The sequence below is a fragment of the Pseudomonas putida genome, assembly GCF_028682175.1.
Classification (GTDB): domain Bacteria; phylum Pseudomonadota; class Gammaproteobacteria; order Pseudomonadales; family Pseudomonadaceae; genus Aquipseudomonas; species Aquipseudomonas putida_AD.
The window spans coordinates 90865-117449 of the sequence record NZ_JANHKS010000011.1 but is presented as its reverse complement, the minus strand read 5'-3'; the positions used below and the strand labels follow the sequence as shown (position 1 = coordinate 117449).

Annotated in this window: 20 protein-coding genes; 13 read left to right on the top strand and 7 right to left on the bottom strand. The window is 61.4% G+C overall.

Annotated features, from left to right (window positions below):
• Positions 1-37: 37 nt before the first annotated feature.
• The 4 genes from ligA to NPS29_RS10565 all read right to left on the bottom strand — a co-directional run bounded on the left by ligA (position 38) and on the right by NPS29_RS10565 (position 7858).
• Entirely contained in the window at positions 38-2398 is a 2361-nt protein-coding gene (gene ligA / locus NPS29_RS10580) for an NAD-dependent DNA ligase LigA (protein ID WP_274132454.1), read from the bottom strand.
• A gap of 176 nt (positions 2399-2574) precedes the next feature.
• Positions 2575-3441: a cell division protein ZipA gene (gene zipA, locus NPS29_RS10575; protein ID WP_274132453.1), complete on the bottom strand. Its 867-nt coding sequence runs from the start codon at positions 3439-3441 to the stop codon at positions 2575-2577.
• A 265-nt stretch (positions 3442-3706) separates the two neighbouring features.
• Positions 3707-7195 carry a chromosome segregation protein SMC gene (smc, locus tag NPS29_RS10570; protein ID WP_274132452.1) on the bottom strand — a complete coding sequence of 1163 codons (3489 nt, stop codon included), beginning with the start codon at positions 7193-7195 and terminating at the stop codon, positions 3707-3709.
• A gap of 3 nt (positions 7196-7198) precedes the next feature.
• Complete coding sequence (locus tag NPS29_RS10565; RefSeq protein WP_274132451.1) at positions 7199-7858, bottom strand: GntR family transcriptional regulator; 660 nt, start codon at positions 7856-7858, stop codon at positions 7199-7201.
• Between the two features lie 308 nt (positions 7859-8166).
• On the opposite strand from NPS29_RS10565, the gene xdhA reads away from it, so the two are divergent.
• From xdhA to guaD, 4 genes are all read left to right on the top strand, one after another.
• Positions 8167-9636, top strand: coding sequence for a xanthine dehydrogenase small subunit (xdhA, locus tag NPS29_RS10560; protein WP_274132449.1), 1470 nt, complete (start codon positions 8167-8169; stop codon positions 9634-9636).
• The gene (gene xdhB, locus NPS29_RS10555) at positions 9629-12037 is read left to right on the top strand and encodes a xanthine dehydrogenase molybdopterin binding subunit (RefSeq protein ID WP_274132447.1); all 2409 of its coding nucleotides are present in this window, start codon (positions 9629-9631) and stop codon (positions 12035-12037) included. Before xdhA ends, xdhB begins: the two co-directional genes overlap by 8 nt.
• A gap of 143 nt (positions 12038-12180) precedes the next feature.
• Entirely contained in the window at positions 12181-13032 is an 852-nt protein-coding gene (xdhC, locus tag NPS29_RS10550; RefSeq protein ID WP_274132445.1) for a xanthine dehydrogenase accessory protein XdhC, read from the top strand.
• Between the two features lie 24 nt (positions 13033-13056).
• Positions 13057-14361 carry a guanine deaminase gene (gene guaD / locus NPS29_RS10545; RefSeq protein WP_274132443.1) on the top strand — a complete coding sequence of 435 codons (1305 nt, stop codon included), beginning with the start codon at positions 13057-13059 and terminating at the stop codon, positions 14359-14361.
• Positions 14362-14514: 153 nt separating this feature from the next.
• Here guaD and NPS29_RS10540 read toward each other — a convergent pair whose 3' ends face one another.
• The gene (locus tag NPS29_RS10540; RefSeq protein ID WP_274132441.1) at positions 14515-15279 is read right to left on the bottom strand and encodes a GntR family transcriptional regulator; all 765 of its coding nucleotides are present in this window, start codon (positions 15277-15279) and stop codon (positions 14515-14517) included.
• A gap of 356 nt (positions 15280-15635) precedes the next feature.
• Here NPS29_RS10540 and NPS29_RS10535 point away from each other — a divergent pair, with 356 nt between their 5' ends.
• Positions 15636-16997, top strand: coding sequence for an NCS2 family permease (locus NPS29_RS10535; protein ID WP_274132439.1), 1362 nt, complete (start codon positions 15636-15638; stop codon positions 16995-16997).
• Positions 16998-17186: 189 nt separating this feature from the next.
• Entirely contained in the window at positions 17187-17813 is a 627-nt protein-coding gene (locus NPS29_RS10530; protein ID WP_274132437.1) for a LysE family translocator, read from the top strand.
• Between the two features lie 271 nt (positions 17814-18084).
• On the opposite strand, the gene uraH is transcribed toward NPS29_RS10530, so the two are convergent.
• On the bottom strand, positions 18085-18438 hold the full coding sequence (uraH, locus tag NPS29_RS10525) for a hydroxyisourate hydrolase (protein WP_274132435.1): 354 nt from the start codon (positions 18436-18438) through the stop codon (positions 18085-18087).
• A 386-nt stretch (positions 18439-18824) separates the two neighbouring features.
• On the opposite strand from uraH, the gene puuE reads away from it, so the two are divergent.
• The 7 genes from puuE (at position 18825) to NPS29_RS10490 (ending at position 26056) form a co-directional block, all read left to right on the top strand.
• Positions 18825-19766: an allantoinase PuuE gene (gene puuE, locus NPS29_RS10520; RefSeq protein ID WP_274132433.1), complete on the top strand. Its 942-nt coding sequence runs from the start codon at positions 18825-18827 to the stop codon at positions 19764-19766.
• Complete coding sequence (uraD, locus tag NPS29_RS10515) at positions 19763-20278, top strand: 2-oxo-4-hydroxy-4-carboxy-5-ureidoimidazoline decarboxylase (protein ID WP_274132430.1); 516 nt, start codon at positions 19763-19765, stop codon at positions 20276-20278. The genes puuE and uraD overlap by 4 nt, the downstream gene beginning before the upstream one ends.
• A gap of 49 nt (positions 20279-20327) precedes the next feature.
• The gene (gene alc / locus NPS29_RS10510; protein ID WP_274132428.1) at positions 20328-21323 is read left to right on the top strand and encodes an allantoicase; all 996 of its coding nucleotides are present in this window, start codon (positions 20328-20330) and stop codon (positions 21321-21323) included.
• A 160-nt stretch (positions 21324-21483) separates the two neighbouring features.
• On the top strand, positions 21484-21987 hold the full coding sequence (locus NPS29_RS10505; protein WP_274132426.1) for an ureidoglycolate lyase: 504 nt from the start codon (positions 21484-21486) through the stop codon (positions 21985-21987).
• A 48-nt stretch (positions 21988-22035) separates the two neighbouring features.
• Positions 22036-23334 (top strand): urate hydroxylase PuuD, encoded by a 1299-nt coding sequence (locus tag NPS29_RS10500; RefSeq protein WP_274132425.1) that lies wholly within the window; start codon positions 22036-22038, stop codon positions 23332-23334.
• A 220-nt stretch (positions 23335-23554) separates the two neighbouring features.
• On the top strand, positions 23555-24910 hold the full coding sequence (locus NPS29_RS10495) for a nucleobase:cation symporter-2 family protein (protein ID WP_274132424.1): 1356 nt from the start codon (positions 23555-23557) through the stop codon (positions 24908-24910).
• Positions 24911-25267: 357 nt separating this feature from the next.
• Positions 25268-26056 carry an outer membrane protein OmpK gene (locus tag NPS29_RS10490; RefSeq protein WP_274132422.1) on the top strand — a complete coding sequence of 263 codons (789 nt, stop codon included), beginning with the start codon at positions 25268-25270 and terminating at the stop codon, positions 26054-26056.
• A gap of 50 nt (positions 26057-26106) precedes the next feature.
• Here NPS29_RS10490 and NPS29_RS10485 read toward each other — a convergent pair whose 3' ends face one another.
• Entirely contained in the window at positions 26107-26427 is a 321-nt protein-coding gene (locus NPS29_RS10485; protein WP_274132421.1) for a hypothetical protein, read from the bottom strand.
• Positions 26428-26585: the final 158 nt, after the last annotated feature.

Sequence of the window (26585 nt, the reverse complement as noted above, 5' to 3'; positions counted from 1 at the left end):
ACCCGCGATGCGCGTGGGCCATCGCGGTTGGTTGGAATCAATCAATTGCGACGTTGTGCTTCTTCAGGAACGCCACGAACGCTTCTTCGTCCAGCACCTTCAAGCCCAGTTCGTTGGCCTTGGTCAGTTTGGACCCGGCGCCAGGGCCGGCGACGACGGTGTGGGTCTTGGCCGACACGGAGCCGGATACCTTGGCACCCAGGCTTTCGAGCTTTTCCTTGGCAACGTCGCGGCTCATCAGCTCAAGCGAGCCGGTCAGGACCCAGGTCTGGCCGGTGAGCGGCAGGCCTTCGACGGCTTTTTTCTCGCTGTGCCAGTGCATGCCGAAGTCTTTGAGCTGCTGCTCGATCTTCAGGGCAAGGTCAGCGTTCTCAGCGTTGTCGAAGAAGGTTCTCACAGACTGCGCCTGCTTTTCAGGCAAGGTCTGGCGCATGTCCAGCCAGTCGGCCTTGACCACGCCTTCCAGCGTGCCGAACTTGTCTGCCAGCTTTTGCGCCCCGCCCGGCCCTACCGACGGGATGTTGAGTTTGTCGAGCATGCCGCCAAGGGTCGCGCTGGCGGCGAATTCGGCGCCCAGTTCACCCACGTCCTGCAACTGCATCTTGCACTCGCCCAGCAGCGCGCCGATGACGTCCTTGTTGTGATCGTCCTCAAAGAAGCTGTGAATCTCGTGGGCGACTTCCAGGCCGATGTCCGGCAGGTAGGTCAGCACCTGGGGCAGCGCGACCTTGACCTTGTCCAGCGACCCGAGGGAGCGCGCCAGCACCTTGGCCGTTTCCTCGCCCACATCGGGAATGCCCAGCGCATAGATGAACCGCGCCAGAGTCGGCTGCTTGCTGTCTTCGATGGCCTTGAGCAGCTTTTTGCTGGAGATGTCGGCAAAGCCCTCCAGATCGATGATCTGTTCGTACTGAAGCTTGTACAGATCGGCGGGCGAGCCGATGAGCTTCTCGTCCACCAGTTGCTCGATGGTCTTGTCGCCCAGGCCTTCGATGTCCATGGCGCGACGCGATACGTAATGGATGATCGCCTGCTTGAGCTGCGCGCCACAGGCCAGACGACCGACACAGCGATATACCGCGCCTTCGCTGACGGTTTCCTTGCCCTTGCTGCGCTTGATCAATTGCGTGCGCTCGACCTGCGAACCACACACCGGGCAGGTCTGCGGGATCTCGACCTGGCGTGCGTTCTCCGGACGGCGCTCCATGACCACCTGCACCACCTGCGGGATCACGTCGCCGGCGCGGCGGATGATGACGGTGTCGCCGATCATCAGGCCCAGGCGCGCCACTTCGTCCATGTTGTGCAGCGTGGCGTTGGCCACGGTCACGCCCGCGACCTTGACCGGCTTGAGCCGCGCCACCGGGGTCACGGCGCCAGTGCGCCCGACCTGGAATTCGACGTCGAGCAGTTCGGTCAGCTCTTCCATGGCCGGGAATTTGTGGGCGATGGCCCAACGCGGCTCGCGGGCGCGGAAACCCAGTTCGCGCTGGGAGGCAATGCTGTTGACCTTGAACACCACGCCGTCGATTTCATAGGGCAGCGACAGACGCCGCTCGCCGATGTCCTGGTAATACTTGAGGCAGTCTTCGATGCCGTCGGCCACTTTCAGCTCGCGGCTGATGGGCATGCCCCAGGTTTTCAGCTTCTCGAGGTTGCCGATGTGGGTGTCGGCGATGTCATGGGACACCTGGCCGATGCCGTAGCAGCAGAATTCCAGCGGGCGGTTGGCGGTGATTTTCGAATCCAACTGGCGCAGGCTGCCAGCGGCGGCGTTGCGCGGGTTGGCGAAGGTCTTGCCGCCGACTTCCAGCTGGGTCTCGTTCAGTCGCTCGAAACCGGCCTTGGACATGAACACTTCGCCGCGCACTTCCAGCGTCTCTGGCCAGCCTTCGCCATGGAGTTTGAGCGGGATATTGCGAACGGTGCGCACGTTGACGCTGATGTCTTCGCCGGTGGTGCCGTCGCCACGGGTTGCGCCGCGCACAAGGGCGCCGTTCTGGTACAGCAGGCTCACGGCCAGGCCATCGAGCTTGGGTTCGCAGCTGTACTGCACCTTGGCGCCTGCGCCGAACAGATCACCCACCGGCAGGTCCAGGCCTTCGGTCACGCGGCGGTCGAATTCACGCAGGTCGATTTCTTCGAAGGCGTTGCCCAGGCTCAGCATGGGGATCTCGTGGCGCACCTGGGTGAACGCCGACAGCGCCGCACTGCCGACGCGCTGGGTCGGCGAATCCGGGGTCACCAGATGCGGGTTTTCCGCTTCCAGCGCCTTGAGTTCATGGAACAGGCGGTCGTACTCAGCATCCGGAATGCTCGGCTCGTCGAGCACGTGATAGCGGTAGTTGTGCAGATCCAGCTCTGCGCGCAGTTCCAGAATTCGTTGTTCGGCGTTCATATGGGTGTTCTCGAAAAGCAAAAGAGCAGCCGGGGCTGCTCAATTCATAGGATCAGGGCGGTGTACCTGTGGGAGCGAGCTTGCTCGCGAATGGTTCAGACGCTGCGGTGTCAGAACCAACGCCTTCGCGAGCAAGCTCGCTCCCACAGTTCAATCAGGCCCACGATCTACGGGGATCAACGACGCTGAGTCAGCGCGCGGCGTTCGAATTCGACGATGCGCTGGCGGTAGTGTTCGATGGTCTGCGCAGTCATGACGCTGCGCTGATCATCTTTCAACTCGCCGTTCAATTCGTGAGCCAGTTTGCGGGCTGCGGCCACCATCACGTCGAAAGCCTGTTTCGGATGACGCGGGCCTGGCAGGCCGAGGAAGAAGCTCACGGCGCGGGTGCTGAAGTGGTCGATGTCGTCCAGATCGAATACGCCCGGCTTGACCGCATTGGCCATGGAGAACAGCACTTCGCCATTGCCCGCCATGCTTTCGTGGCGATGGAAAATGTCCATCTCGCCGAAACGCAGGCCGCTTTCCAGAATGTTCTGCAACAAGGCAGGGCCCTTGAAGCCGCTTTCGTCGCGGGAAATCACGCTGATGACCAGCACTTCCTCGACCGGCGCCAGGTCCTTGTCCTCGGTGATGCGCTGGGCAGGCTTGTCGTCCGGGAAGTCGTCTTCGCGGGCGCTGAACAGGCTCGGGCCGTCCAGGTCCAGATTCAGGTCGCCCTGCTGCGGCTCGTCCTTGCGCTTGCCGCGTTTGGATTCGCGCTCGGGGCGCTCGGCACGTTCCGGCCGCTCGCGGGCAGCGCTCATGGTTGGCAGGTCGTGCTCGTCGAGCTGCGGTTCTTTCTGGTTGTCCAGGACACGTGCAGGGCCCAGTACCTCGGCGGACGAGCCTTCTTCGTCGTCCGGCAGGTTGGAGAAGCTGCGGTCCAGCCGGAATTTCAACTTGCCCTTGCCGCCGCGCATCCGGCGCCAGCCGTCGAAAAGAATACCGGCAATGACAATAATGCCGATGACGATCAGCCACTCTCGCAGACCGATTTCCATGTAATCCCGTGCCTCTATTGAAAATTCTGAAAATTAAGGGCGTAAACCCCTTTAAAACGTGGAGCCAACTCTATGTTCTGAATGGCCTTTTACCCACGCAAAAATGAAAAAGTGGACATTAAACTAGCACGACCAAAGGTAACTTTACACCGTCAGTTACATCTGGCATGTCGCGAGCATCTGTACGGCTGCGACGGTTAATCCTGTGCCGCGCTATCAGAACGCCACTTTTCCCTGTCTATTCGTCTGGCCGCCTGGCCAGCAGCTACGCATCCACCAGCGCCATCGCCTCCTCTACGTCCACCGCCACAAGGCGCGAACACCCCGGCTCATGCATGGTGACACCCATCAACTGGTCGGCCATTTCCATGGCGATCTTGTTGTGCGTGATGTAGATGAACTGCACGGTCTGCGACATCTCCTTGACCAGTCGGGCATAGCGGCCCACGTTGGCGTCGTCCAGTGGTGCATCGACTTCGTCGAGCATGCAGAACGGCGCCGGGTTGAGTTTGAAAATGGCAAAAACCAGTGCCAGTGCGGTCAGGGCTTTCTCGCCGCCGGACAGCAAATGGATCGTGCTGTTCTTCTTGCCCGGAGGACGCGCCATGATCGTCACCCCTGTATCGAGTAAATCTTCGCCCGTCAGTTCCAGATAAGCGCTGCCACCACCGAAAACTTTTGGAAAAAGTGCCTGAATTCCGCTGTTTATCTGATCGAAGGTCTCTTTGAAGCGATTTCGCGTTTCCTTGTCGATCTTGCGAATGACGTTTTCCAGGGTATCCAGCGCTTCAACGAGGTCGGCATCCTGAGCGTCCAGATAGCGTTTGCGCTCGGACTGCTGCTGGTACTCGTCGATGGCTGCAAGGTTGATCGCGCCCAGACGCTGGATTCGCCCGTCGATGCGCCCCAGTTCTTCCTCGGCGTCCTTTTCGTTGGCCTCGGGGGTCAATGTCGCCAGCACACCATTTAGATCGTAGCCGTCTTCGTGCAATTGCTCCTGCAACGTCTTGCGTCTGACAGTGAGCGATTGCCATTCCAGACGCTGCTGTTCCAGTTGCCCACGCAGCAGTTGCGATTGCTGCTCGGCCTGGGTACGACGCTTCTCGGCATCGCGCAGTTCACGGTCGGCGTCTTCGAGGGCATTCTTGGCGGTGCGCATTTCGTCGTCGACGGCCATGCGCTTTTCCAGCAGCTCTTCAAGCTTCATGCGCAGCTCTTCAAGCGGTGCTGCGCCCTCCTCCAACCCGAGGCTCAACTGCTCGCGCTTTTCGGTCAGGCGTTCGGACTGCATCTCCAGACGCTCCAGCGCCTGGCGGGTGGAATCGTGTTGCGCTCGCAAGGAGCTCAGGCGCACGGCCAGGTGGTTGCCGTGGTCCTTGTGCTGGCGGGCTTCCTGGCGCACCCGGTCCAGGCGCTCGCGCAGGCTGTCACGCTGGGCCAGCAGCAGTTCGCGCTGCTCGGTGTCCAGCGCCATGCTGTCCAGGGCGTCCTGCAATTGCAGGCGCGATTCGCCCAGGCTCTCCTGCTCCAAAGCGCGCTGCTCGCCGAGTTCGGTCAGTTCTTCGTCCAGCCGGGTGCGACGCAGGGTCAATTGCTCGACCTTGGCCTTGGCGGCCGACAGTTGCGCCTTCAACTCACTCTGCTGACGGGCTTCTTCCTGCAGGCGCCTGCGAAGCTGTTCGCGGCTCTCCTCCTGGGTGCGCTGCTGTTCACGCAGGCTGAGCAGTTGCTCTTCGAGCGCGGCGAGGGTCGCTTCGCGCTCTTCGCGTTCGGCTTCCAGACGCTGCAATTCCTGGCCTCGGGCCAGTACGCCGCTTTCGGCTTCACTGGCGCGGCGCACCCGCAGAAAATCACGGCCGACCCAATAGCCATCGCGGCTGATCAGGCTCTGCCCGACGCTCAACTGCGCGCGCATCGACAAGGCGTCTTCGAGTGTTTCGACAGGTTTGACCTGCCCCAGCCAGCTGCTCAGATCGACCTGGCTGTCGACCTTGTCCAGCAGGCTGCCGGCAATGCGCGTCATGTCGCTGGCGGAGCTGACCAGACGCAAGTCGCCCTGGCTGAAACCGGCCAGATCCAGCCCCGAGAAGTCATCGACCAGCACGGCGTGCAAGTCCGCGCCGAGCACGGTCTCCACCGCCAGCTCCCAACCGGCTTCAACGCGCAAGCCTTCGGCCAGGCGCGGACGCTCGCTCAACTGGTGATCGCGCAGCCACTCGGCGGTGCCGGTCCCCGGATCGAGCGCAGCCTGTTGCAAGGCTTCCAGCGAGGCGAGGCGGCCATTGAGGCGCTGCAGATCGCCTTGGGCCTGCTGCTGGGATTGGGTGGCCTGTTGCAGTTCGAGACGCAGTTGCTCAAGGCGCTCGACCAGTTGCTCTTCCTCGGCGGTCAGCTCTTCGAAGGCCATCTCCCGGGCGGCGAGGTCTTCGCTGAGGTCGAGAATCGCCGCGTCTTCGGGATCGGCGGCGAGCAACTGGCGCTCTTCACCCAACCGACGCTGCCGCTCGGCCAGTCGCTCCAGGCTGGTTTCCAGCTGCTGGATGCGCGATTGCTGGACCTCGGCCTGACGCCGCGGCTCGGCGGACGACAGGTTGAAAGCGTCCCATTTTTCCTGCCAGCCGTGCATGGCCACCTCGGCCTCTTCCAGCGCGGCGGCGGATTCCTCGGCGGCGGCCAGGGTCATTTCCTGCTCGGGCTCGAGCATTTCAAGCTCTTCACCGAGGGTCGCGAGCAGCGTGCGGTCATGGCCCAGATGGGATTCGGTCTCCTGGCGCGCACGCTCGGCTTCGCGCAGGTCGTCCTGCAATTGGCGCAGGCGTTGCTGGCCGTGCTGGATGCTCTGTTCGTTACGAGCGATGTCACCGCCCACCGAATAGAAGCGCCCCTGCACCACGTTGAAGCGCTCGGACAGATCATGGTGCCCGTCACGCAGGCGCTCGATGGCGGCATCGGCGCTGCGCTGATCGGCGACCAGCGCTTCGAAGCCGACTTCCTGGTTACCGATCACCGCTTCGCGCTGGGCCACCTGCTCGTTCAGGGCCTGCCAGCGCAACGCCGACAACTGCGCCTTGAGCTGACGCTCTTCGGCCTTGTATTCCTGATACTTCTCGGCGGCCTGGGCCTGGCGGTGCAGGCGCTCCAGTTGACGCTCGAGCTCTTCGCGCAGGTCGGTCAGACGCGCGAGGTTCTCGTGGGTGCGACGAATGCGGTTCTCGGTTTCACGCCGGCGCTCCTTGTACTTGGAGATGCCCGCGGCCTCTTCGATGAAGTTGCGCAGATCCTCGGGCTTGGCTTCGATCAGCTTGGAGATCATGCCCTGCTCGATGATCGAGTAGCTGCGTGGCCCCAGGCCCGTGCCGAGGAAGATGTCGGTGATGTCGCGACGCCGGCATTTGGTGCCGTTCAGGTAATAGGTGTTCTGGCTGTCGCGGGTGACCTTGCGGCGAATGGAAATTTCCGCATAGGCGGCGTATTCGCCCACCAGCGTGCTGTCGGAGTTGTCGAACACCAGCTCGATGCTGGCCTGGCTCACCGGCTTGCGACTGGTGGAGCCGTTGAAGATGACATCGGTCATCGACTCGCCGCGCAGGTTCTTGGCCGAGCTTTCGCCCATGACCCAGCGCACCGCGTCGATGATGTTGGATTTGCCGCATCCATTGGGGCCGACCACGGCCGCCATGTTGCTGGGGAAGTTCACTGTCGTCGGGTCGACGAACGACTTGAACCCCGCCAGCCTGATGCATTTAAGCCGCATGGATCAGCTGGCCGCCAATGCAGACAGGATCGACTGGCAACTGCGCTCGGCGTAGGCGGTGAGCACGTCGCGGATGCGCGGCAGATCCCGCGCAACCACCGCTTCCAGCAACTGGCCGAACAGTGTCAGGTATTCGCTCATCTCGGCCTGACGCTGATCCAGCGCCAGGTAGTAGAAGCGGCTCATGGACGGCTGCAGGTTCTCGACGGTTTCTTCCAGGTACGGATTGTTGGCGAACGGATACGCAGCGCGCATCACGTTGAAGCTGTCCTCGACGAAGCTCTTCACGTCGCCGCGCTCGCAACTGGCGATCAGCCGCTGCTGGATCTGCTGGAACGGCGCAAGGTCCAGTTCTTCGGCCCAGCGTTTGGCCACCGCAAGGCCGAGCAAGATGTACATCTCGCTCATCAGCGCGCACAGGCTTTCGATGTTGTGCGGGGTGAGCACGGACACCTGGGCACCACGGCGCGGCAGGATCACGATCAGGTGACGGCGTTCCAGGATCAGCAATGCTTCGCGCACAGAGCCACGGCTGACATTCAGCGCTTGGGTGACCTTCTGCTCCTGAATCCGCTCCCCGGGCTTGAGCTCGCCGCGAATGATCCGTTCGGCGAGGTGGTGAGCGATCTGCTCAGCGAGGCTGTCCGGTGCCTTGAACGTCATTTCTTTCCTTTAAAACCATGGCTGCACACAAGCGGCGCAGTGTATCGCACTGGATACCTGTGGCGCAGGGCCATATGCATGGAAACTGGCATGAAATAAGCAATTCTTTGAGCGTCGTCCCACGGTTTTATTGCAAGACCTTGCTGCCGTTAATCGGCTAGTCACCGGAAATGTGATTTTCTTGACCTCTAGGTCAGATTTTAATTGACCCAATAGTCAGAACTGATAGATTCATCGACAGGTTCGATGAACAATTTCCGCTACACCTTTAAGACAGCTATCTATTACAAGAAGACGAGGCGCGACCCGTGATCCAGTTCTTACTGAACCAAGAGCTCAAGACCGAGCATGCTCTTGACCCGAACATGACGGTGCTCAACTACCTGCGTGAGCACCTGCATAAATCCGGCACCAAGGAAGGCTGCGCCAGCGGCGACTGCGGCGCCTGCACTGTGGTGGTGGGCGAACTGAGCACCGACGCCGACGGCCAGGATCACTTGAGCTATCGCAGCCTCAACTCCTGCCTTACGTTCGTCGCCTCGTTGCATGGCAAGCAACTGATCAGCGTCGAAGACCTCAAGCACCAGGGGCAACTGCACAGCGTGCAGAAGGCCATGGTCGAGTGCCACGGCTCGCAGTGCGGCTTTTGCACCCCGGGCTTCGTGATGTCGCTGTTTGCCCTGCAGAAGAACACCAGCGAAGCCGATTCCAGCAAGATCAAGCACGCCCAGGCCCACGAGGCGCTGGCCGGCAACCTGTGCCGCTGCACCGGCTACCGCCCGATCCTGGCCGCCGCCGAGCAGTGCTGCAGCCAGCCCCAGCCGGATCAGTTCGACACCCGCCAGGCCCAGACTATCGCCCGCCTGAAAGCCATCGCCCCCAAGGAAACCGCCGAGCTGAACTGCGGCGACAAACGCTGCCTGGTGCCGCTGACCGTGGCCGACCTCGCCGACCTCTACGATTCCTATCCGCAAGCCCGGTTGCTGGCGGGCGGCACTGACCTGGCGCTGGAAGTCACCCAGTTCCACCGGCCGTTGCCGGTGATGATTTACGTCGGCAACGTGGCCGAGATGAAGAAGATCGAGGCGTTCGACGACCGCATCGAGATCGGCGCCGCCACCGCGCTCACCGACTGTTACGAAGCCCTGGCCCACCAATACCCGGATTTCGGCGAGCTGCTGCACCGTTTTGCATCACTGCAGATCCGCAATCAGGGCACGCTGGGCGGCAACATCGGCAACGCCTCACCGATTGGCGACTCGCCTCCCCTGCTGATCGCGCTGGGGGCCAAGATCGTCCTGCGCAAAGGCAGCAAGTCGCGAACCCTGGCGCTGGAGGATTACTTCATCGATTACCGCGTCACTGCCCGTGAGGAAAGCGAGTTCATCGAGAAGATCATCGTGCCCAAGGCCAACGCCAAACAGGCCTTCCGCGCCTACAAGGTCTCCAAGCGCCTGGACGACGACATCTCGGCAGTCTGCGCTGCATTCCGCGTGCAGGTGGAAAACGGCGCCATCGTCGATGCCCGTGCAGCCTTCGGCGGCATGGCGGCAATCCCGAAACGCGCGGCCAACTGCGAGCAGGCCCTCATCGGCCAGCCCTGGACGTCGGCCACCATTGAACGCGCCTGCGCCGCGCTGGAGAAGGACTTCACGCCGCTGTCGGACTTCCGCGCCACCAAGGAATACCGCCTGCTGAGCGCGCAGAACCTGTTGCGCAAATACTTCATCGAGCTGCAAACGCCACACATCGAGACTCGGGTGACTGCATATGTCTAATCACGCCCCGCAAAAGACCCAGGAAGAACTGGTCGCCCTGTTCCAGCAGGACCTCACCTCCGGCGTTGGTCGCAGCGTCAAGCATGACAGCGCCGACAAGCACGTCTCGGGTGAAGCGATCTACATCGATGACCGCCTCGAATTCCCCAATCAGCTGCATGTGTATGCGCGCATGTCGGACCGTGCCCACGCGCGCATCGTCAAGGTCGATGTCTCGCCTTGCTACGATTTCGAAGGCGTGCGCATCGCCATCACCCACGAAGACATTCCAGGCCTGAAAGACATCGGCCCGCTGCTGCCGGGCGACCCGCTGCTGGCCATCGACAAAGTCGAATTCGTCGGCCAGCCGGTGATCGCCGTTGCCGCTCGCGACCTGGAAACCGCGCGCAAGGCAGCCATGGCGGCGATTATCGAGTACGAGGACCTCGAGCCCGTTCTCGATGTGGTCCAGGCCTATCGCGACAAGCATTACGTGCTCGAAAGCCACACCCATAAACGCGGTGATTCGGCCACGGCGCTGGACTCGGCGCCCAACCGCATCCAGGGCACGCTGCACATCGGCGGCCAGGAACACTTCTACCTGGAAACCCAGATTTCCTCGGTGATGCCCACCGAAGACGGCGGCATGATCGTCTACTGCTCCACGCAGAACCCCACCGAAGTGCAGAAGCTGGTCAGCGAAGTGCTGGACGTTTCGATGAACAAGGTGGTGGTGGACATGCGTCGCATGGGCGGCGGTTTCGGCGGCAAGGAAACCCAGGCCGCAAGCCCTGCGTGCCTGTGCGCGGTGGTTGCGCGCCTGACCGGCCAGCCGACCAAGATGCGCCTGCCCCGCGTCGAAGACATGATGATGACCGGCAAGCGCCACCCCTTCTACGTCGAGTACGACGTGGGCTTCGACAACGACGGGCGCCTGCAGGGCATCCAGTTGGAGCTGGCCGGTAACTGCGGTTGCTCGCCGGACCTGTCTGCCTCCATCGTCGACCGCGCCATGTTCCACGCCGACAACTCGTACTACCTGGGCGATGCCACCATCAACGGCCATCGCTGCAAGACCAACACCGCGTCGAACACCGCCTACCGCGGCTTCGGCGGCCCGCAAGGCATGGTGGCCATCGAGGAAGTGATGGACGCCATCGCCCGGCATCTGGGCAAGGACCCGCTGGCGGTGCGCAAGGCCAACTACTACGGCAAGACCGAGCGCAACGTCACGCACTACTATCAGACCGTCGAGCACAACATGCTCGAAGAAATGACCGCCGAGCTTGAGGAAAGCAGCCAGTACGCGGAGCGGCGCAAGGCGATCATGGCCTACAACGCCAACAGCCCGATCCTCAAGAAGGGTCTTGCGCTGACGCCGGTGAAATTCGGCATCTCCTTTACCGCAAGCTTCCTCAACCAGGCCGGCGCCCTGATCCACATCTACACCGACGGCAGCATCCACCTCAACCACGGTGGCACCGAGATGGGCCAGGGCCTGAACACCAAGGTCGCGCAGGTGGTGGCCGAGGTGTTCCAGGTGGATTTCAGCCGAGTGCAGATCACCGCCACCAACACCGACAAGGTGCCGAACACTTCGCCCACCGCTGCTTCAAGTGGTGCGGACCTGAACGGCAAGGCGGCGCAGAACGCGGCAGAAACCATCAAGCAGCGCCTGGTGGAGTTCGCGGCCAGGCACTACAAGTGCGAAGAATCCCAGGTCGAATTCCGCAATGGCCATGTGCGCGTCGGCGAGCAGGTCATCAGCTTCGACACCCTGGCGCAACAGGCGTGGATGGGTCAGGTGTCGCTGTCGAGCACCGGCTACTACAAGACCCCGAAAATCTACTACGACCGTAGCCAGGCCCGCGGGCGGCCGTTCTACTACTTCGCCTTCGGCGCAGCCTGCACCGAGGTGATCGTCGACACCCTGACCGGCGAGTACAAGATGCTGCGCACCGACATCCTGCATGACGTCGGTGCCTCGCTGAACCCAGCCATCGACATCGGCCAGGTCGAGGGCGGCTACATTCAGGGCATGGGCTGGCTGACCACCGAGGAGCTGGTTTGGAACGCCAAGGGCAAGCTGATGACCAACGGCCCGGCCGGCTACAAGATTCCGGCGGTGGCGGACATGCCTGCCGACCTGCGAGTCAAGCTGGTGGAAAACCGCAAGAACCCGGAAGACACGGTGTTCCATTCCAAGGCCGTGGGCGAGCCGCCATTCATGCTGGGCATCGCGGCCTGGTGCGCGATCAAGGATGCAGTCGCGAGCCTGGGTGATTACAGGCATCAGCCTAAGATCGACGCGCCTGCAACGCCGGAGCGGGTGTTGTGGGGGTGCGAGCAGATGCGCAAGTTGAAACAGGCAGCGCCCGAGGCCGAGGGTGTGGCCCATGAGTTGACGGTTTCACCGGTGTAGCGGCGGCGTCTGGATGGACCTCATCGCGAGCAAGCTCACTCCTACAGGTAGTGCGCAATCCCTGTAGGAGCGCGCTTGCTCGCGATGACGCCGGTACAGCCAACCAGGATTTTTGATCTGCCACAGGCGATCAGGAGAAACACATGAACAACTGGATCAGCGCCCTCGCCGAGCTGCAAACCGCAGGGGAAGCCTGCGTGCTGGTGACCATCATCGAGGAGCGCGGCTCGACACCGCGCAATGCAGGCTCGAAAATGGTGGTCAGCGCCGAGCGGATCTACGACACCATTGGCGGTGGCCATCTGGAATACAAGGCCATGGACATCGCCCGCCAGATGCTCGAAAGCGGCACCCAGCAGACCCGTCTCGAACGCTTCAGCCTCGGCGCGAGTCTGGGCCAGTGCTGCGGCGGCGTGAACGTGCTGCTGTTCGAACCCATGGGCCAACCCCAGGCGCAGATTGCCGTGTTTGGCGCAGGCCACGTCGGCCGCGCCCTGGTGCCGCTGCTGGCCAGCCTGCCCTGCCGGGTGCGCTGGATCGACTCGCGGGAAGCGGAATTCCCCGCGCAGTTACCCGGAGGGGTGAGCAAGATCGTCAACGATGAAGTGGTCGACGAAGTGGACAACCTGCCCGCCGGCAGTTACTGCATCGTCATGACCCATAATCACCAACTGGACCTGGAACTGACCGCCGCCATCCTCAAGCGTGGCGATTTCACCTGGTTCGGGCTGATCGGCTCGAAGACCAAGCGCGTCAAATTCGAACATCGCCTGCGTGATCGCGGCTTCGACCCGGCGCTGGTGCAGCGCATGCGTTGCCCCATGGGCCTGTCCGAGGTGAAGGGCAAGCTACCTATTGAAATTGCCGTGTCGGTCGCCGCCGAAGTGATCGCCACCTATAACGCCTGCTTCGGGATGGAAAGCGGCGAGCAAGGCTCGACCTCCGAACCCGTCGCCAAGCTGATGCCGGTCTCCCGCCGCAGCCAGGCTCAATGAACATTTGAAGAACGAATCCTGAACATGACTACTGCAAAGAAAGCCTACCGCGCCGCCATCGTCCACAGCATCGCCGACCCGGCCGAAGTGGTGATCGAGGCGTCCTACGAATATTTCGAAGACGGCCTGATGGTGGTCGAGAACGGCAAGATCATCGCCGTCGGCCACGCCAGGGACTTGCTCGGCACGCTTGCCAGCGATATCGAAGTGGTGACCTACAGCGATGCGCTGATCACCGCCGGTTTCATCGACACCCACATCCACTTGCCACAGACCGGCATGGTCGGGTCCTACGGCGAACAACTGCTGGACTGGCTCAACACCTACGTGTTTCCTGTCGAGCGTCAATTCGCCGATCCTGCGCACGCCGCTGAAGTGTCTGACATCTTCATTCAGGAATTGCTGCGCAACGGCACCACCACCGCACTGGTGTTCGGCAGCCGTCACAAGGAGTCGGTGGATGCGTTCTTCACCGCTGCCGAGAAGCTCAATCTGCGGATGATCGCCGGCAAGGTGATGATGGACCGCAACGCCCCGGACTACCTGGTGGACACCGCCGAGTCCAGCTACGTCGACAGCAAGGCGCTGATCGAGCGCTGGCATGGCAAGGGCCGCCTGCACTACGCGGTCACGCCGCGCTTCGCACCCACCAGCACGCCGCAGCAACTGGCCCTCGCCGGCCAGTTGCTGGGCGAATACCCCGACCTCTACATGCAGACCCACATCAGCGAAAACCTGAAGGAAGTCGAGTGGGTCAAGGAGCTGTTCCCGGAGCGCAAGAACTACCTGGACGTGTACGACCACTTCAAGCTTCTGGGCGAGCGCTCGGTGTTCGCCCACGGCGTGCATTTGTGCGATCAGGAATGTGAGCGGCTGTCGGAAACCGGGTCAGCCATCGCCTTCTGCCCGACGTCCAACTTCTTCCTGGGCAGCGGGCTGTTCAACCTGCCGATGGCGGAAAAGCACAAGGTGAACGTGGGACTGGGCACTGACGTGGGTGGCGGCACCAGCTTCTCGATCCTGCAGACGCTGAACGAGGCCTACAAGGTGATGCAACTGCAGGGTGCCAAGCTCAGCCCGTTCAAGTCGCTGTACCTGGCGACCCTGGGCGGTGCGCGGGCGCTGCGTCTGGAGGACAAGATCGGCAACCTGCATGAAGGCACTGAAGCGGACTTCGTGGTCCTGGACTACAACGCCACCCCGCTGCTGTCGTACCGCATGAAGCAGGCGACGAGCATCGAGGAGAAGCTGTTCGTGCTGATGACCCTGGGGGATGACCGGACGGTGAGCGAGACGTATTCGGCGGGGGCGTTGGTGCACAAGCGCTGAGGAAAGCGTCGATTTCGCGCGCACCCTCTACCCCCTGTGGGAGCGGGCTTGCCCGCGAAGCGTTGGGTCAGTCAATGTGATGTTGGCTGACCGGACGCCTTCGCGGGCAAGCCCGCTCCCACAGTTGCTTTAATCAATGCCCGAATTCCACGATCAAACCGCCGTACTGCGCCCCGGCTTTTTCTTCGGCAGCACCAGGTGCGAGAACACCGCGTGCAGGTCATCCGACGCGCTTTCTTCGTCAAGGTTGAGCTTGCTGTCGATGTGATCCATGTGGTGCATCATCAGGTCCACTGCCAGCGTTGCGTCGCGGGCCTGGATGGCGTCGATCAGCTGGGTGTGCTCATCGTAGGAACAGTGCGTGCGGTTGCCGCTTTCGTACTGGGCGATGATCAGCGAGGTCTGCGACACCAGGCTGCGCTGGAAGCTGATCAACGGTGCGTTCCTGGCTGCCTCGGCCAGTTTCAGGTGAAACTCGCCAGACAACCGGATTCCCGCCCCACGATCCCCTCTGGAGAAGCTGTCGCGCTCGTCGCTGACCATCTTGCGCAGTTCATTGAGCTGCTCGACGGTGGCGTGCTGCACCGCCAGTTCCGTGATGGCCTTCTCGACCATGCGCCGGGCGAAAAACACCTGCCGCGCTTCTTCGACACTGGGGCTTGCCACCACGGCGCCACGGTTCGGGCGCAGCAGCACCACGCCTTCATGGGCCAGGCGCGACAAGGCGCGACGAATGATCGTGCGGCTGACCCCGAAGATCTCCCCCAGGGCTTCTTCGGAAAGCTTGGTGCCGGGCGCCAGACGCTGCTCGAGGATCGCCTCGAAGATATGCGCGTAGACGATGTCGTCCTGGGTACCGCTGCGGCCTGCCTTGGCGGCGCGCGGTTGTTTCTTGAGGGGTTGCAGCTGATCGTTCATGGACACTCACAAGACCTGAATCCGGCCCGGGGGCCGTGCCGTGACTGCGGGAGCAAGCCACTGTTTGCTAAAGCAATAGCAGATATCCCGGCAAAGTCACAGTAAAAGTAATGGCGCATTGTACACAGTGTGCAAAGTCTGCACAGAGGCGTGTTCCATTGGGCCTTATGCACACAATCGGTAAAATCCTTGCGACAAAATCAAAAACATTATTTGCAATTTTTGTATACAAAAGCATAATTCGCTCGTGCACGTTTCTGACCTTTCAGTCAAGAAATCGGACTGAAGGTCGACTCGCTTCAAAGAGCAGTTACCGGCTCTGAAAAAAACAACAAAAACGTCCCGAGGATTTCACTGTGGAAAGTCGCAAAACCGAAGCCGCGCCGCTCGATGCCACTCCAATAGAAGCAAGGCCGCCACGCACCGGCCTGCTCGAGCGCATCTTCAAGCTGAGCGTGCATGGCACCACCGTCAGGACCGAGCTGCTGGCGGGCCTGACGACCTTCATCACCATGGCCTACATCATCTTCGTCAACCCCAACATCATGGCTGACGCCGGTATCGATCACGGCGCCGCCTTCGTCGCGACCTGCATCGCCGCCGCCCTGGGTTGCCTGCTGATGGGCCTGTACGCCAACTGGCCGGTGGGCCTGGCGCCAGGCATGGGCCTGAACGCCTTCTTCACCTACACCGTGGTCGGCACCATGGGTTACAGCTGGCAGACGGCGCTGGGTGCGGTGTTCATCTCGGGCGTGATTTTCATGATTCTGACCCTGTCGCGCATTCGCGAATGGCTGCTGAACAGCATTCCGGTCAGCCTGCGTTACGCCATGGGTGCGGGGGTCGGGCTGTTCCTCGGCCTGATCGGCCTGAAGACGGCGGGCATCGTGGTCGACAGCCCGGCCACCCTCATCAAGCTGGGTTCCCTGCGTGAGCCTGGTCCGCTGCTGGCGGCGATCTGCTTTCTGATGATTGCCGTGCTCAGCTACCACCGGGTGTTCGGCGCGATCCTGATCAGCATCATCACCGTGACACTGGCCGGCTGGGGCCTGGGACTTGTGCACTACAACGGTATCTTCTCTACCCCGCCGAGCCTTGCGCCGACCTGGATGGCCATGGACATCGCGGGCGTGTTCAACGTCAGCATGATCAGCGTGGTGCTGGCCTTCCTCTTCGTTCATATGTTCGACACGGCGGGCACCCTGATGGGCGTCGCCCAGCGGGCAGGCCTGGTCAATGAAGACGGCCGCATCGAGAACCTGTCCCGCGCCCTCAAGGCCGACAGCGCATCGAGCGTGTTTGGTGCGATGGTCGGTGTGCCGCCGGTCACCAGCTACGTGGAAAGTGCTTCGGGTGTGGCGGCGGGCGGTCGTACAGGTCTGACCGCCGTGACCGTGGGTGTCCTGTTCGTGGCCGCGATGTTCTTCGCACCGCTGGCGGGCATGATTCCTGCCTACGCCACTGCAGGCGCACTGATTTATGTGGCGATGCTGATGATGGGCGGCATGGCGCACATCGATTGGGACGAAGCCACCGACGCGATTCCGGCCATCGTCACGGCGATCATGATGCCACTGACCTTTTCGGTCGCCGACGGCATCGCCCTGGGCTTTATCACCTACGTGGTGCTGAAGGCGGGTACCGGGCGGCATAAAGAAATTTCCGTGAGCCTGTGGGCACTGTGCGCGATTTTCATTGCCAAGTTTGTGTTCCTGTAAACCCACGCCGTTTCAATTTGATGCATTGACCACTGTGGGAGCGAGCTTGCTCGCGAATGGTTCAGACGCCTCGGTGTCAGAATTGCCGCCTTCGCGAGCAAGCTCGCTCCCACAGGTCATTCATCATGTTCCTGACCAACGTCATCCATGGGATGGCGTTTTGTCATTTCAAAAAAGGAGAAATAAAGCATGACTCTGGAAACCTGGCTGCTGTTCAGCGGCGCTGCGCTGGTGGTGATTCTGATCCCAGGCCCGCTGTCGCTCTTGATGATTGGCAACAGCCTCAATTACGGCCTGCTGCGGTCGTACCCGGCGTTCCTCGGCGGGGTCTGCGCCTCGATCTGCCTGCTCAGCGCGTCGGCATTGGGCCTGGGCGCGCTGTTGATGGCATCCGAGCAATTGTTCAGCGTGCTGAAGATCGCAGGTGGCCTGTACCTGTTTTATCTGGCCTGGCAGAGCTGGAAGCAGTCCCGTCAGCCTGTGACCGCCCAGGAAGTACCCCAGGCGCTGGCCCATCCGGGTTTCGCTTCACTGTTCTGGCGTGCCTTTGTGCTGGGCGGCAGCAACCCGAAAGACATCCTGTTCTTCGCCGCCTTCCTGCCGCAGTTTCTCAAGGCGGATCAGCCGTTTCTCGGCCAGTTGCTGACGATGATCGTGACCTGGACCCTGCTGGACCTGGCCTGCAAGCTGTTCTACGGCCTGAGCGCCCAGGGCGCGGCGCGGTACCTGCGCACCGGGCGCGGCCAGAGCTGGTTCAACCGCATCAGCGCGGGGTTGTTTGGCGGGGCGGGCACGGCGGCGTTGCTTAGCCACTAGGACTTCTCGCCGGTATCTATAACCTTTCAAAATTGCCGACGCCGGCAAGCCGGACTGCTACGGGTCCTTCAACACAGTTCCGTAGCAGCACGGCTTGCCGGCGGGGACGGTGTGTCAGTCACAGATGAGCTGTCTGGCACACCGCTCCCGCCGGCAAGCCGTGCTGCTACGGGATGTGTGTGTTGCCATGTTTCGGGCAAAAAAAAGCCCGCAGTGTGGGGCGGGCAATGAGGAACAGGGGCAGTGCGATGAAGCGGGTCAAGCGGTTGAATCAGCTACCGCGATAGGTCGAGTAGCTGTACGGCGAAATCAGCAGGGGCACGTGGTAGTGGTCCTGGCCGGCATCGATGCCGAAACGCAGCACCACTTCGTCCAGAAACGGCTGCTCACCCAGCTTCACGCCCTTGGCGCGGTAGTAGTCGCCGGCGCTGAATTGCAGTTGATAGACACCGGAACGGTAATCCTCACCTTGCAGCAACGGCGCATCGCAGCGGCCGTCGGCGTTGGTGCGGGTCTCGGCGATCTTTTCCAGGCGCTCGCCCTCTATGCGATACAGGGCAACGCGGATGTCACTGCCGGGGCAGCCATGCGCGGCGTCCAGCACGTGTGTGGTCAATCGTCCCATGGCGTGTCAGTGCCTCTTTTTGGATGGTTGGGGTATAGGCGCGCACTCATTCAGGGCCTGAAAGATGCGGGCGATGAGCGATTAAGACACTTTCTGCGAAAATTGTACACAATTAAAATGGCTTTTTTGACCCTATCCGCCCGGCCATCCTGTTGGAGCCTGATTTCCCGGGCATCGCGGATATTGCTGCGTTTTTTCAGCTTAACCTGACCACTCAGGCAAGTTTCTTGCTACGTACAGTGGGGTGATGTACGGCAGCAGAAAGGCGAAAAAACAGGGTTACAAATAGTAAATAAAGTTGTATACAATCTATCCATCGCCGCAGTGGTCCTGCCAGGTTCGACCCGACCACTGCCACAGACAACACGTAGATAAGGAAGATTGCAGTGAGCGCCGACTATCCACGCGACCTGATCGGTTACGGCAGTAACCCGCCCCACCCACACTGGCCAGGCAATGCCCGGATCGCGCTGTCGTTCGTACTCAATTACGAGGAAGGCGGCGAGCGCAACATCCTGCACGGTGACAAGGAATCCGAAGCCTTCCTGTCCGAGATGGTCGCCGCCCAGCCGCTGCAAGGCCAGCGCAACATGAGCATGGAGTCGCTGTACGAATACGGCAGCCGTGCCGGCGTGTGGCGCATCCTCAAGCTGTTCAAGCAGTTCGATATCCCGCTGACCATCTTCGCCGTGGCCATGGCCGCCCAGCGTCACCCGGACGTGATTCGCGCGATGGTCGAAGCCGGCCACGAGATCTGCAGCCACGGCTACCGCTGGATCGACTACCAGAACATGGACGAGGCCCAGGAACGTGAGCATATGCTCGAAGCGATCCGCATCCTCACCGAGCTCACCGGCGAGCGCCCGCTGGGCTGGTACACCGGTCGCACCGGCCCCAACACCCGTCGCCTGGTGATGGAAGAAGGCGGCTTTCTCTACGACTGCGACACCTACGACGACGACCTGCCCTACTGGGAACCGAACAACAGCACCGGCAAGCCGCACCTGGTGATTCCCTACACCCTCGACACCAACGACATGCGCTTCACCCAGGTGCAGGGTTTCAACAAGGGCGACGACTTTTTCGATTACTTGAAAGACGCCTTCGACGTGCTCTACGCCGAAGGGGCCGAGGCGCCGAAGATGCTTTCCATCGGCCTGCACTGCCGCCTGATCGGCCGCCCTGCCCGCCTGGCCTCGCTGCAGCGTTTCCTTGAATACGTCAAAGGCCATGAGCAGGTGTGGTTCGCCCGCCGCGTCGAGATCGCCCGCCACTGGCATGATGTGCATCCTTTCCAGCCCCACTCTGTGAAGGGAGCCGCCAAATGAGCCGCTTCCAGAGCCTGACGCCTTCATCCCTTACCCGCGAAGACTTCGTCAAAGCCTTCGCCGACATCTACGAGCATTCGCCCTGGGTCGCCGAAAAGGCCTATGACCTGGGCCACGGCAGCGACATCGACGACGTCGACGTCCTGCATGCCCGTATGAGCGACATCCTGTTGAGCGCCGATCACGCCACGCAACTGGCGCTGATCAACGCTCACCCGGATCTTGCCGGCAAAGCCGCCGTGCAAGGCCAACTGACCGAAGCCAGCACCAACGAACAGGCTGGCGCCGGTATCCACCAATGCACGGCTGAAGAGTTTGCACGCTTCACCGAGCTGAACGACGCCTACAAGGCCAAGTTCGCGTTCCCCTTCATCATGGCGGTCAAGGGCAGCAACCGGCATCAGATTCTTGCGGCATTCGAGACGCGCATTCACAACTCGGCCCAAACCGAGTTCGCCTGCGCCCTGGCCGAAATCAACAAGATCGCGCTGTTCCGATTGCAGACACTTTGAGCCCCAACCGACCTTCTCCCACGCCATCAATAAAAGGCAGACAAAAAGAATGAAAGCTTACGCCGTACCCTTCGAGAAATTCGTCAACCTGGCCGATGCACGTCTGGGCACCAAGATCATCTCCGTCACCGACGACTGGTTCGCCGATGCCAACCGCCTGTTCCAGCCGACCCCGGCTGTGTGGAAAGAAGGCGTGTTCGACGACAACGGCAAGTGGATGGACGGCTGGGAATCGCGCCGCAAGCGTTTCGAAGGTTATGACAGCGCGGTGATCCGCCTGGGTGTGGCAGGTTCGATCAAGGGCGTGGACATCGACACCTCGTTCTTCACCGGCAACTACCCGCCATCGGCGTCCCTGGAAGGCTGCTTCCTGGCCTCGGGCGAACCGGACGAGAACACCGTGTGGACTGAAGTGCTGGCGGCCGTGGAGCTCAAGGGCGACAGCCACCACTACCACGAAATCAGCGACGCCAAGGCCTACAGCCACCTGCGTTTCAACATCTACCCGGACGGCGGCGTGGCGCGCCTGCGCGTGTACGGCGTGCCGCACCGCGACTGGTCGGCCGTTGGCGACAACGAGCAAGTGGACCTGGCCGCAGCCCTGAATGGCGGCCGCGCGCTGGCCTGCTCCGACGAGCACTTCGGCCGCATGAGCAACATCCTCAACCCGGGCCGTGGCATCAACATGGGCGACGGCTGGGAAACTGCGCGTCGTCGCACGCCAGGCAATGACTGGGTGATCGTGGCGCTGGGGCATGCCGGTGAAGTCGAGCAGATCGTCGTCGACACCCTGCACTTCAAGGGCAACTACCCGGACAGCTGCTCGATCCAGGGCGCATTCGTCAAAGGCGGCACCGACAGCCAGATCGAAACCCAGAGCCTGTTCTGGCGCGAACTGCTGCCGAGCCAGAAGCTGCAGATGCACGCCGAGCACAGCTTCGTCGAGCAGATCAACAAGCTGGGCCCGATCACCCACATCCGCCTGAACGTGTTCCCGGATGGTGGTGTGAGCCGCTTGCGTGTGCTCGGCAAAGTAGCCAAGTAACGAGCAGCTGACCGACCCTGTGGGAGCGGGCTTGCCCGCGAAGGCGATATGTCTGCAAACCATGTGTTGACCGGCACAACGCTTTCGCGGGCGAGCCCGCTCCCACAGAAGACAGCAGGATCGCAGATCCATCACTGAACTTGAGAACAGAAGAATCCGCATGCGCAAACTGATTATCGAGCCGTTGACCAAAGAAGCCTTCGCCCCTTTCGGTGATGTCATCGAAACCGATGGCAGCGATCATTTCATGATCAACAACGGCTCGACCATGCGCTTTCACAAGCTGGCGACCGTTGAAACGACAACGCCGGACGATAACGCGATCATCAGCATCTTCCGCGCCGACGCGCAGGACATGCCGCTGACCGTGAGCATGCTGGAGCGCCATCCGCTGGGCAGCCAGGCTTTCATTCCGCTGCTCGGCAACCCTTTTCTGGTCGTGGTCGCGCCATTTGGCGATGTTCCTGAACCAGAGTTGACCCGCGCCTTCATCACCAATGGCAGGCAGGGTGTTAATTACCATCGCGGCGTCTGGCACCACCCGGTGCTGACGATCGAAAAGCGGGATGACTTCCTGGTGGTTGATCGCAGTGGCAGTGGCAATAACTGCGATGAGCATTTCTTCGAAGAGAGTCAGAAGATGATTCTCGATCCCCAACAATAAAGAGGGTCTGACTGCTCGCTAAGTGGCAGAAGACTAACGGTAAAGACTGTGGCTGCACATCTGATGGAATGGCTGAATCTGGGCGTGCGCTGGATTCACATGATCGTCGGGATCGCCTGGATCGGCGCATCCTTCTACTTCGTCTGGCTGGAGAACAACCTCAACCGCGCCAAGCCGCGCGACGGGCTGTCGGGTGACCTGTGGGCGATCCACGGCGGCGGTATCTACCACCTGGAAAAATACAAGCTTGCCCCGCCGACCATGCCGGACAACCTGCACTGGTTCAAATGGGAAGCCTACTGGACCTGGATGTCGGGCATCGTGCTGCTGTGCATCGTGTTCTACTCCAACCCCACGCTTTACCTGCTCGCGCCCGGCAGCACACTGACCGGCGGCGAAGGCATCGCCATCGGCGTCGGCGCCCTGGTCGCCAGCTGGTTCATCTACGATTTGCTCTGCGACTCGCCACTGGGCAAGCGCCCTGGCCTGCTGGGCCTGGTGCTGTTCGTGCTGGTCATCGGGGCATGCTATGGCTTCACCCAGGTGTTCAGTGGCCGTGGTGCATACCTGCACACCGGCGCGATCATGGGCACCATCATGGTCGGCAACGTGTTCCGCATCATCATGCCAGCGCAGCGCGCACTGGTTGCGGCCATCGCCGAGAACCGTACGCCGGACCCGACGCTGCCAGCCAAAGGCCTGCTGCGTTCGCGTCACAACAACTACTTCACGCTGCCTGTGCTGTTCATCATGATCAGCAACCACTTCCCGAGCACCTACGGCAGCCAGTACAACTGGCTGATCCTGGCGGCGATCGCGGTGTGTGCGGTGTTGGTGCGTCACTACTTCAACACCCGTCACGACAGCAATAAGTTCGCCTGGGCACTGCCGGTCGGCGCACTGGGGATGATCTGCCTGGCCTATGTCACAGGCCCTGCGCAGATGGCCAAGGCGCCTGACGTGGCGAAGATCGAGTACCAGCCGCTGCCTGCTACCGCCATCGGTGGTCATCGCGCCGACGAACCGCAACCTGCAAAAGCCCCCGCCCCAGCTGAGCAACCGGCACAGGCGAGCAATGCCGGCGGCGTGGATTTCAACAAGGTGCACAGCGTGATTCAGGAACGCTGCGCGGTCTGTCATTCGGCCAAACCGACCAGCCCGCTGTTCAGCAGTGCGCCGGCCGGGATCATGTTCGACACCCCGCAGCAGATCCAGCAACTGGCCCCGCGCATCCAGGCCCAGGCCGTGACTGCGCAGATCATGCCACTGGGCAACATCACCCAGATGACCCAGCAGGAACGTGACCTGCTGGGGCAGTGGATCGACAAGGGGGCCCAGACGAACTGATGTAAGGGGGCGTCGCTTGATGCCCCGGATCTGCCTGATGTCGCCGATCCCTGTAGGAGTGAGCTTGCTCGCGATCGCGGTCTGACAGTTTCATCATTGTCGACTGACTCACCGCTATCGCGAGCAAGCTCACTCCTACAGGGGCGTGTTTGCCGAAGTCGAGGTTCCACCGCCCAGCCGCAACGGGCGTACTCAAAAATAAGAACAAATGAGGTGTTGCATGTCCGAGTCAACTCACGCGCGCATCCCTGCTGCGCCACCACGACAGCCCCTGCCACTGATGCAACTGATTCTGGTGGGCCTGCAACACGTCCTGCTGATGTATGGCGGTGCCGTCGCGGTGCCGCTGATCATCGGTCAGGCCGCTGGCCTGTCTCGCGAAGAAATCGCCTTTCTCATCAACGCAGACCTCCTGGTCGCCGGTATCGCCACGGTCGTGCAATCCTTCGGGATCGGCCCGCTGGGGATTCGCATGCCGGTGATGATGGGGGCAAGCTTTGCCGCTGTCGGCAGCATGGTCGCGATGGCCGGCATGCCCGGCGTCGGCTTGCCGGGGATTTTCGGCGCGACCATCGCTGCCGGTTTCTTCGGCATGCTGATCGCCCCGTTCATGTCGAAAATCGTGCGCTTCTTTCCGCCACTGGTGACCGGTACCGTCATCACCTCCATTGGCCTTTCGCTGTTTCCGGTTGCGGTCAACTGGGCGGGCGGCGGCAACAAGGCCGTAAGCTTCGGTGACCCGGTGTATCTGGGCGTGGCGGCGCTGGTGCTGGGCAGCATCCTGCTGATCAACCGCTTCATGCGCGGTTTCTGGGTCAACATCTCGGTGCTGATCGGCATGGGCCTGGGCTACATCCTGTCGGGCTTCATCGGCATGGTCGACTTGAGCGGCCTGGCCCAGGCCGAGTGGGTCAAGGTGGTCACGCCGATGCACTTCGGCATGCCGACCTTCAGCCTGGCGCCGATCCTGTCGATGTGCCTGGTGGTGGTGATCATCTTCGTCGAGTCCACCGGGATGTTCCTGGCACTGGGCAAGATCACCGACCGCGAAGTCACCCCCGGCATGTTGCGTCGCGGCCTGCTGTGCGATGCGGCAGCGTCGTTCCTGGCGGGTTTCCTCAACACCTTCACCCACTCCTCGTTCGCCCAGAACATCGGCCTGGTGCAGATGACCGGTGTGCGTTGCCGCTCGGTGACCATGGTTGCCGGTGGCTTCCTGATCCTGCTCAGCCTGCTGCCCAAGGCTGCGTACCTGGTGGCGTCGATTCCGCCAGCAGTGCTCGGCGGCGCGGCCATTGCCATGTTCGGCATGGTGGCGGCCACCGGTATCAAGATCCTCCAGGAAGCCGACATCTCCGACCGTCGCAACCAGTTGCTGGTTGCGGTCAGCATCGGCATGGGCCTGATCCCGGTCGTGCGGCCGGAATTCTTCAGCCAGTTGCCACACTGGATGGGGCCTATCACCCACAGCGGCATTGCCATGGCGACCTTGAGCGCCGTGCTGCTCAACCTGCTGTTCAACGTGCTCGGCGGTGCCGAACGCGCGGCCATGGCAGGGCCTGTGCACTCGCACTGACGAACGTTTACCTGGTGTCGATTCAGGTGCTCCGTCGCGGAGCACTTGAGCCTGGTGGCGCGAGTCAGTATCCTCCGCCGCCGCTCGAAATCAGGGTCGAACGACCACCAACAAGATTCTGACTGCAAAGTTAGTTAACCGATCACCCGCTGCACCCTCGAAAAGGCATTGAAAACACTCTTCCCTCGACTGTTGCGAAAACAGCCGACGAGTCTTTTTGGCCTTTTTTCCGGCTGCGGGCGCGGTTTCGTTGCACCCTTCAAGTTGACCAAATGGACAACTTATTTAGAAAAAATAGCGCCACATCAGAGCGTTACAACCGAGCGACAACGACTTTAAACCTTAGGGAGTAAATGCATGAACCGTACACTTTCCAGCCTGATGGCCGCAGGCAGCCTGCTCGCCGCCGCCCCTGCCATGTCGGGCGATCTGTTGCAGTGGCAGAGCAACAGCCTGACCTATCTCTACGGCAAGGACTTTGCCGTGAACCCGGAGATCCAGCAGACGTTCACTTTCGAGCACGCGGATGGCTGGAAGTACGGCGACAACTTCCTGTTCGTCGACAACATCTTCTACAACGGCAAGAAAGATCCGGGCGTGGGCAACAACACCCTGTACGGCGAGTTCTCCCCTCGCCTGTCGATGGGCAAGATCTTCGGTCAGAAATTCGAGCTGGGCCCGATCAAGGACGTATTGCTGGCGGGTACTTACGAGTTCGGCGAAGGCGACGTCGAGTCGTACCTGATCGGTCCGGGCTTCGACCTGAACATCCCGGGCTTCGACTACTTCCAGCTCAACTTCTACAAGCGCTACAACGACGGCCACCGTGCCGGTTACGGCGCCTGGCAGATTACGCCGGTGTGGTCCTACACCATTCCGGTGGGCAAGTCGGACATTCTGATCGACGGATTCATGGACTGGGTCGTGGACAACAAACAGTCCAACACCAAGGGCGACTACCACTCCAACCTGCACTTCAACCCGCAGATCAAATATGACCTGGGCAAGGCGATGAACCTGCCAGAGCGCCAGCTGTACGTGGGTATCGAGTATGACTACTGGACGAACAAATACGGGATCAATGACACCCGTTACTTCGATACCGACCAGAACACTGCCAGCCTGTTGGTAAAAGTGTTCTTCTAATTCAGTGCAGGCGTGGGCTTTGTCTGATCGGAGCCCACGCCAAGCGGCACTCAACGCCGCGCCTGGGCCGAGCCGTCCTTTTGCCGGTCGCGATTGACCAGTTGAACCCCCGCCAGCGGCATTCCCACGCCGACGACCATCAGGCTCCACAGCACGTACTCCAGACCGAACAGCACAACAGCGCCGCCCACCATGAAAGTCGCAAGACTTGGCACGCCCAGCGCGCAGATCAACAAAGCGTGAGTGCCCAGCCGTTTCCTGAACGGCACGCTGCCAAACACGCACACCAGCCACAAATAGAGCCAGGCGACGATGGTCAGCAGATAAAGGCTCAGGTGCAGCAGGTCTCCGGACATCCCGTATCCATGCATGGTCTATCTCCTTCTAGCAAATACGTCTTGTCGAAACGGCAATTCGATCCATTTAAATGCCGCGGCGGATTTTACACCCGTTGCCAGCGCCAGGGCTGCCCGCCGGTAAAAAACTGAAAGCGGATATGTCGCCAACTGTAACTTTCATGGGATTTTCA

Bases quoted from the DNA above. Each gene is read 5' to 3' on its own strand.
- ligA (WP_274132454.1), bottom strand. From the start codon at position 2,398: ATGAACGCCGAACAACGAATTCTGGAACTGCGCGCAGAGCTGGATCTG.
- zipA (WP_274132453.1), bottom strand. From the start codon at position 3,441: ATGGAAATCGGTCTGCGAGAGTGGCTGATCGTCATCGGCATTATTGTC.
- smc (WP_274132452.1), bottom strand. From the start codon at position 7,195: ATGCGGCTTAAATGCATCAGGCTGGCGGGGTTCAAGTCGTTCGTCGAC.
- NPS29_RS10565 (WP_274132451.1), bottom strand. From the start codon at position 7,858: ATGACGTTCAAGGCACCGGACAGCCTCGCTGAGCAGATCGCTCACCAC.
- xdhB (WP_274132447.1), top strand. From the start codon at position 9,629: ATGTCTAATCACGCCCCGCAAAAGACCCAGGAAGAACTGGTCGCCCTG.
- xdhC (WP_274132445.1), top strand. From the start codon at position 12,181: ATGAACAACTGGATCAGCGCCCTCGCCGAGCTGCAAACCGCAGGGGAA.
- guaD (WP_274132443.1), top strand. From the start codon at position 13,057: ATGACTACTGCAAAGAAAGCCTACCGCGCCGCCATCGTCCACAGCATC.
- NPS29_RS10540 (WP_274132441.1), bottom strand. From the start codon at position 15,279: ATGAACGATCAGCTGCAACCCCTCAAGAAACAACCGCGCGCCGCCAAG.
- NPS29_RS10530 (WP_274132437.1), top strand. From the start codon at position 17,187: ATGACTCTGGAAACCTGGCTGCTGTTCAGCGGCGCTGCGCTGGTGGTG.
- uraH (WP_274132435.1), bottom strand. From the start codon at position 18,438: ATGGGACGATTGACCACACACGTGCTGGACGCCGCGCATGGCTGCCCC.
- uraD (WP_274132430.1), top strand. From the start codon at position 19,763: ATGAGCCGCTTCCAGAGCCTGACGCCTTCATCCCTTACCCGCGAAGAC.
- alc (WP_274132428.1), top strand. From the start codon at position 20,328: ATGAAAGCTTACGCCGTACCCTTCGAGAAATTCGTCAACCTGGCCGAT.
- NPS29_RS10505 (WP_274132426.1), top strand. From the start codon at position 21,484: ATGCGCAAACTGATTATCGAGCCGTTGACCAAAGAAGCCTTCGCCCCT.
- NPS29_RS10495 (WP_274132424.1), top strand. From the start codon at position 23,555: ATGTCCGAGTCAACTCACGCGCGCATCCCTGCTGCGCCACCACGACAG.
- NPS29_RS10490 (WP_274132422.1), top strand. From the start codon at position 25,268: ATGAACCGTACACTTTCCAGCCTGATGGCCGCAGGCAGCCTGCTCGCC.
- NPS29_RS10485 (WP_274132421.1), bottom strand. From the start codon at position 26,427: ATGCATGGATACGGGATGTCCGGAGACCTGCTGCACCTGAGCCTTTAT.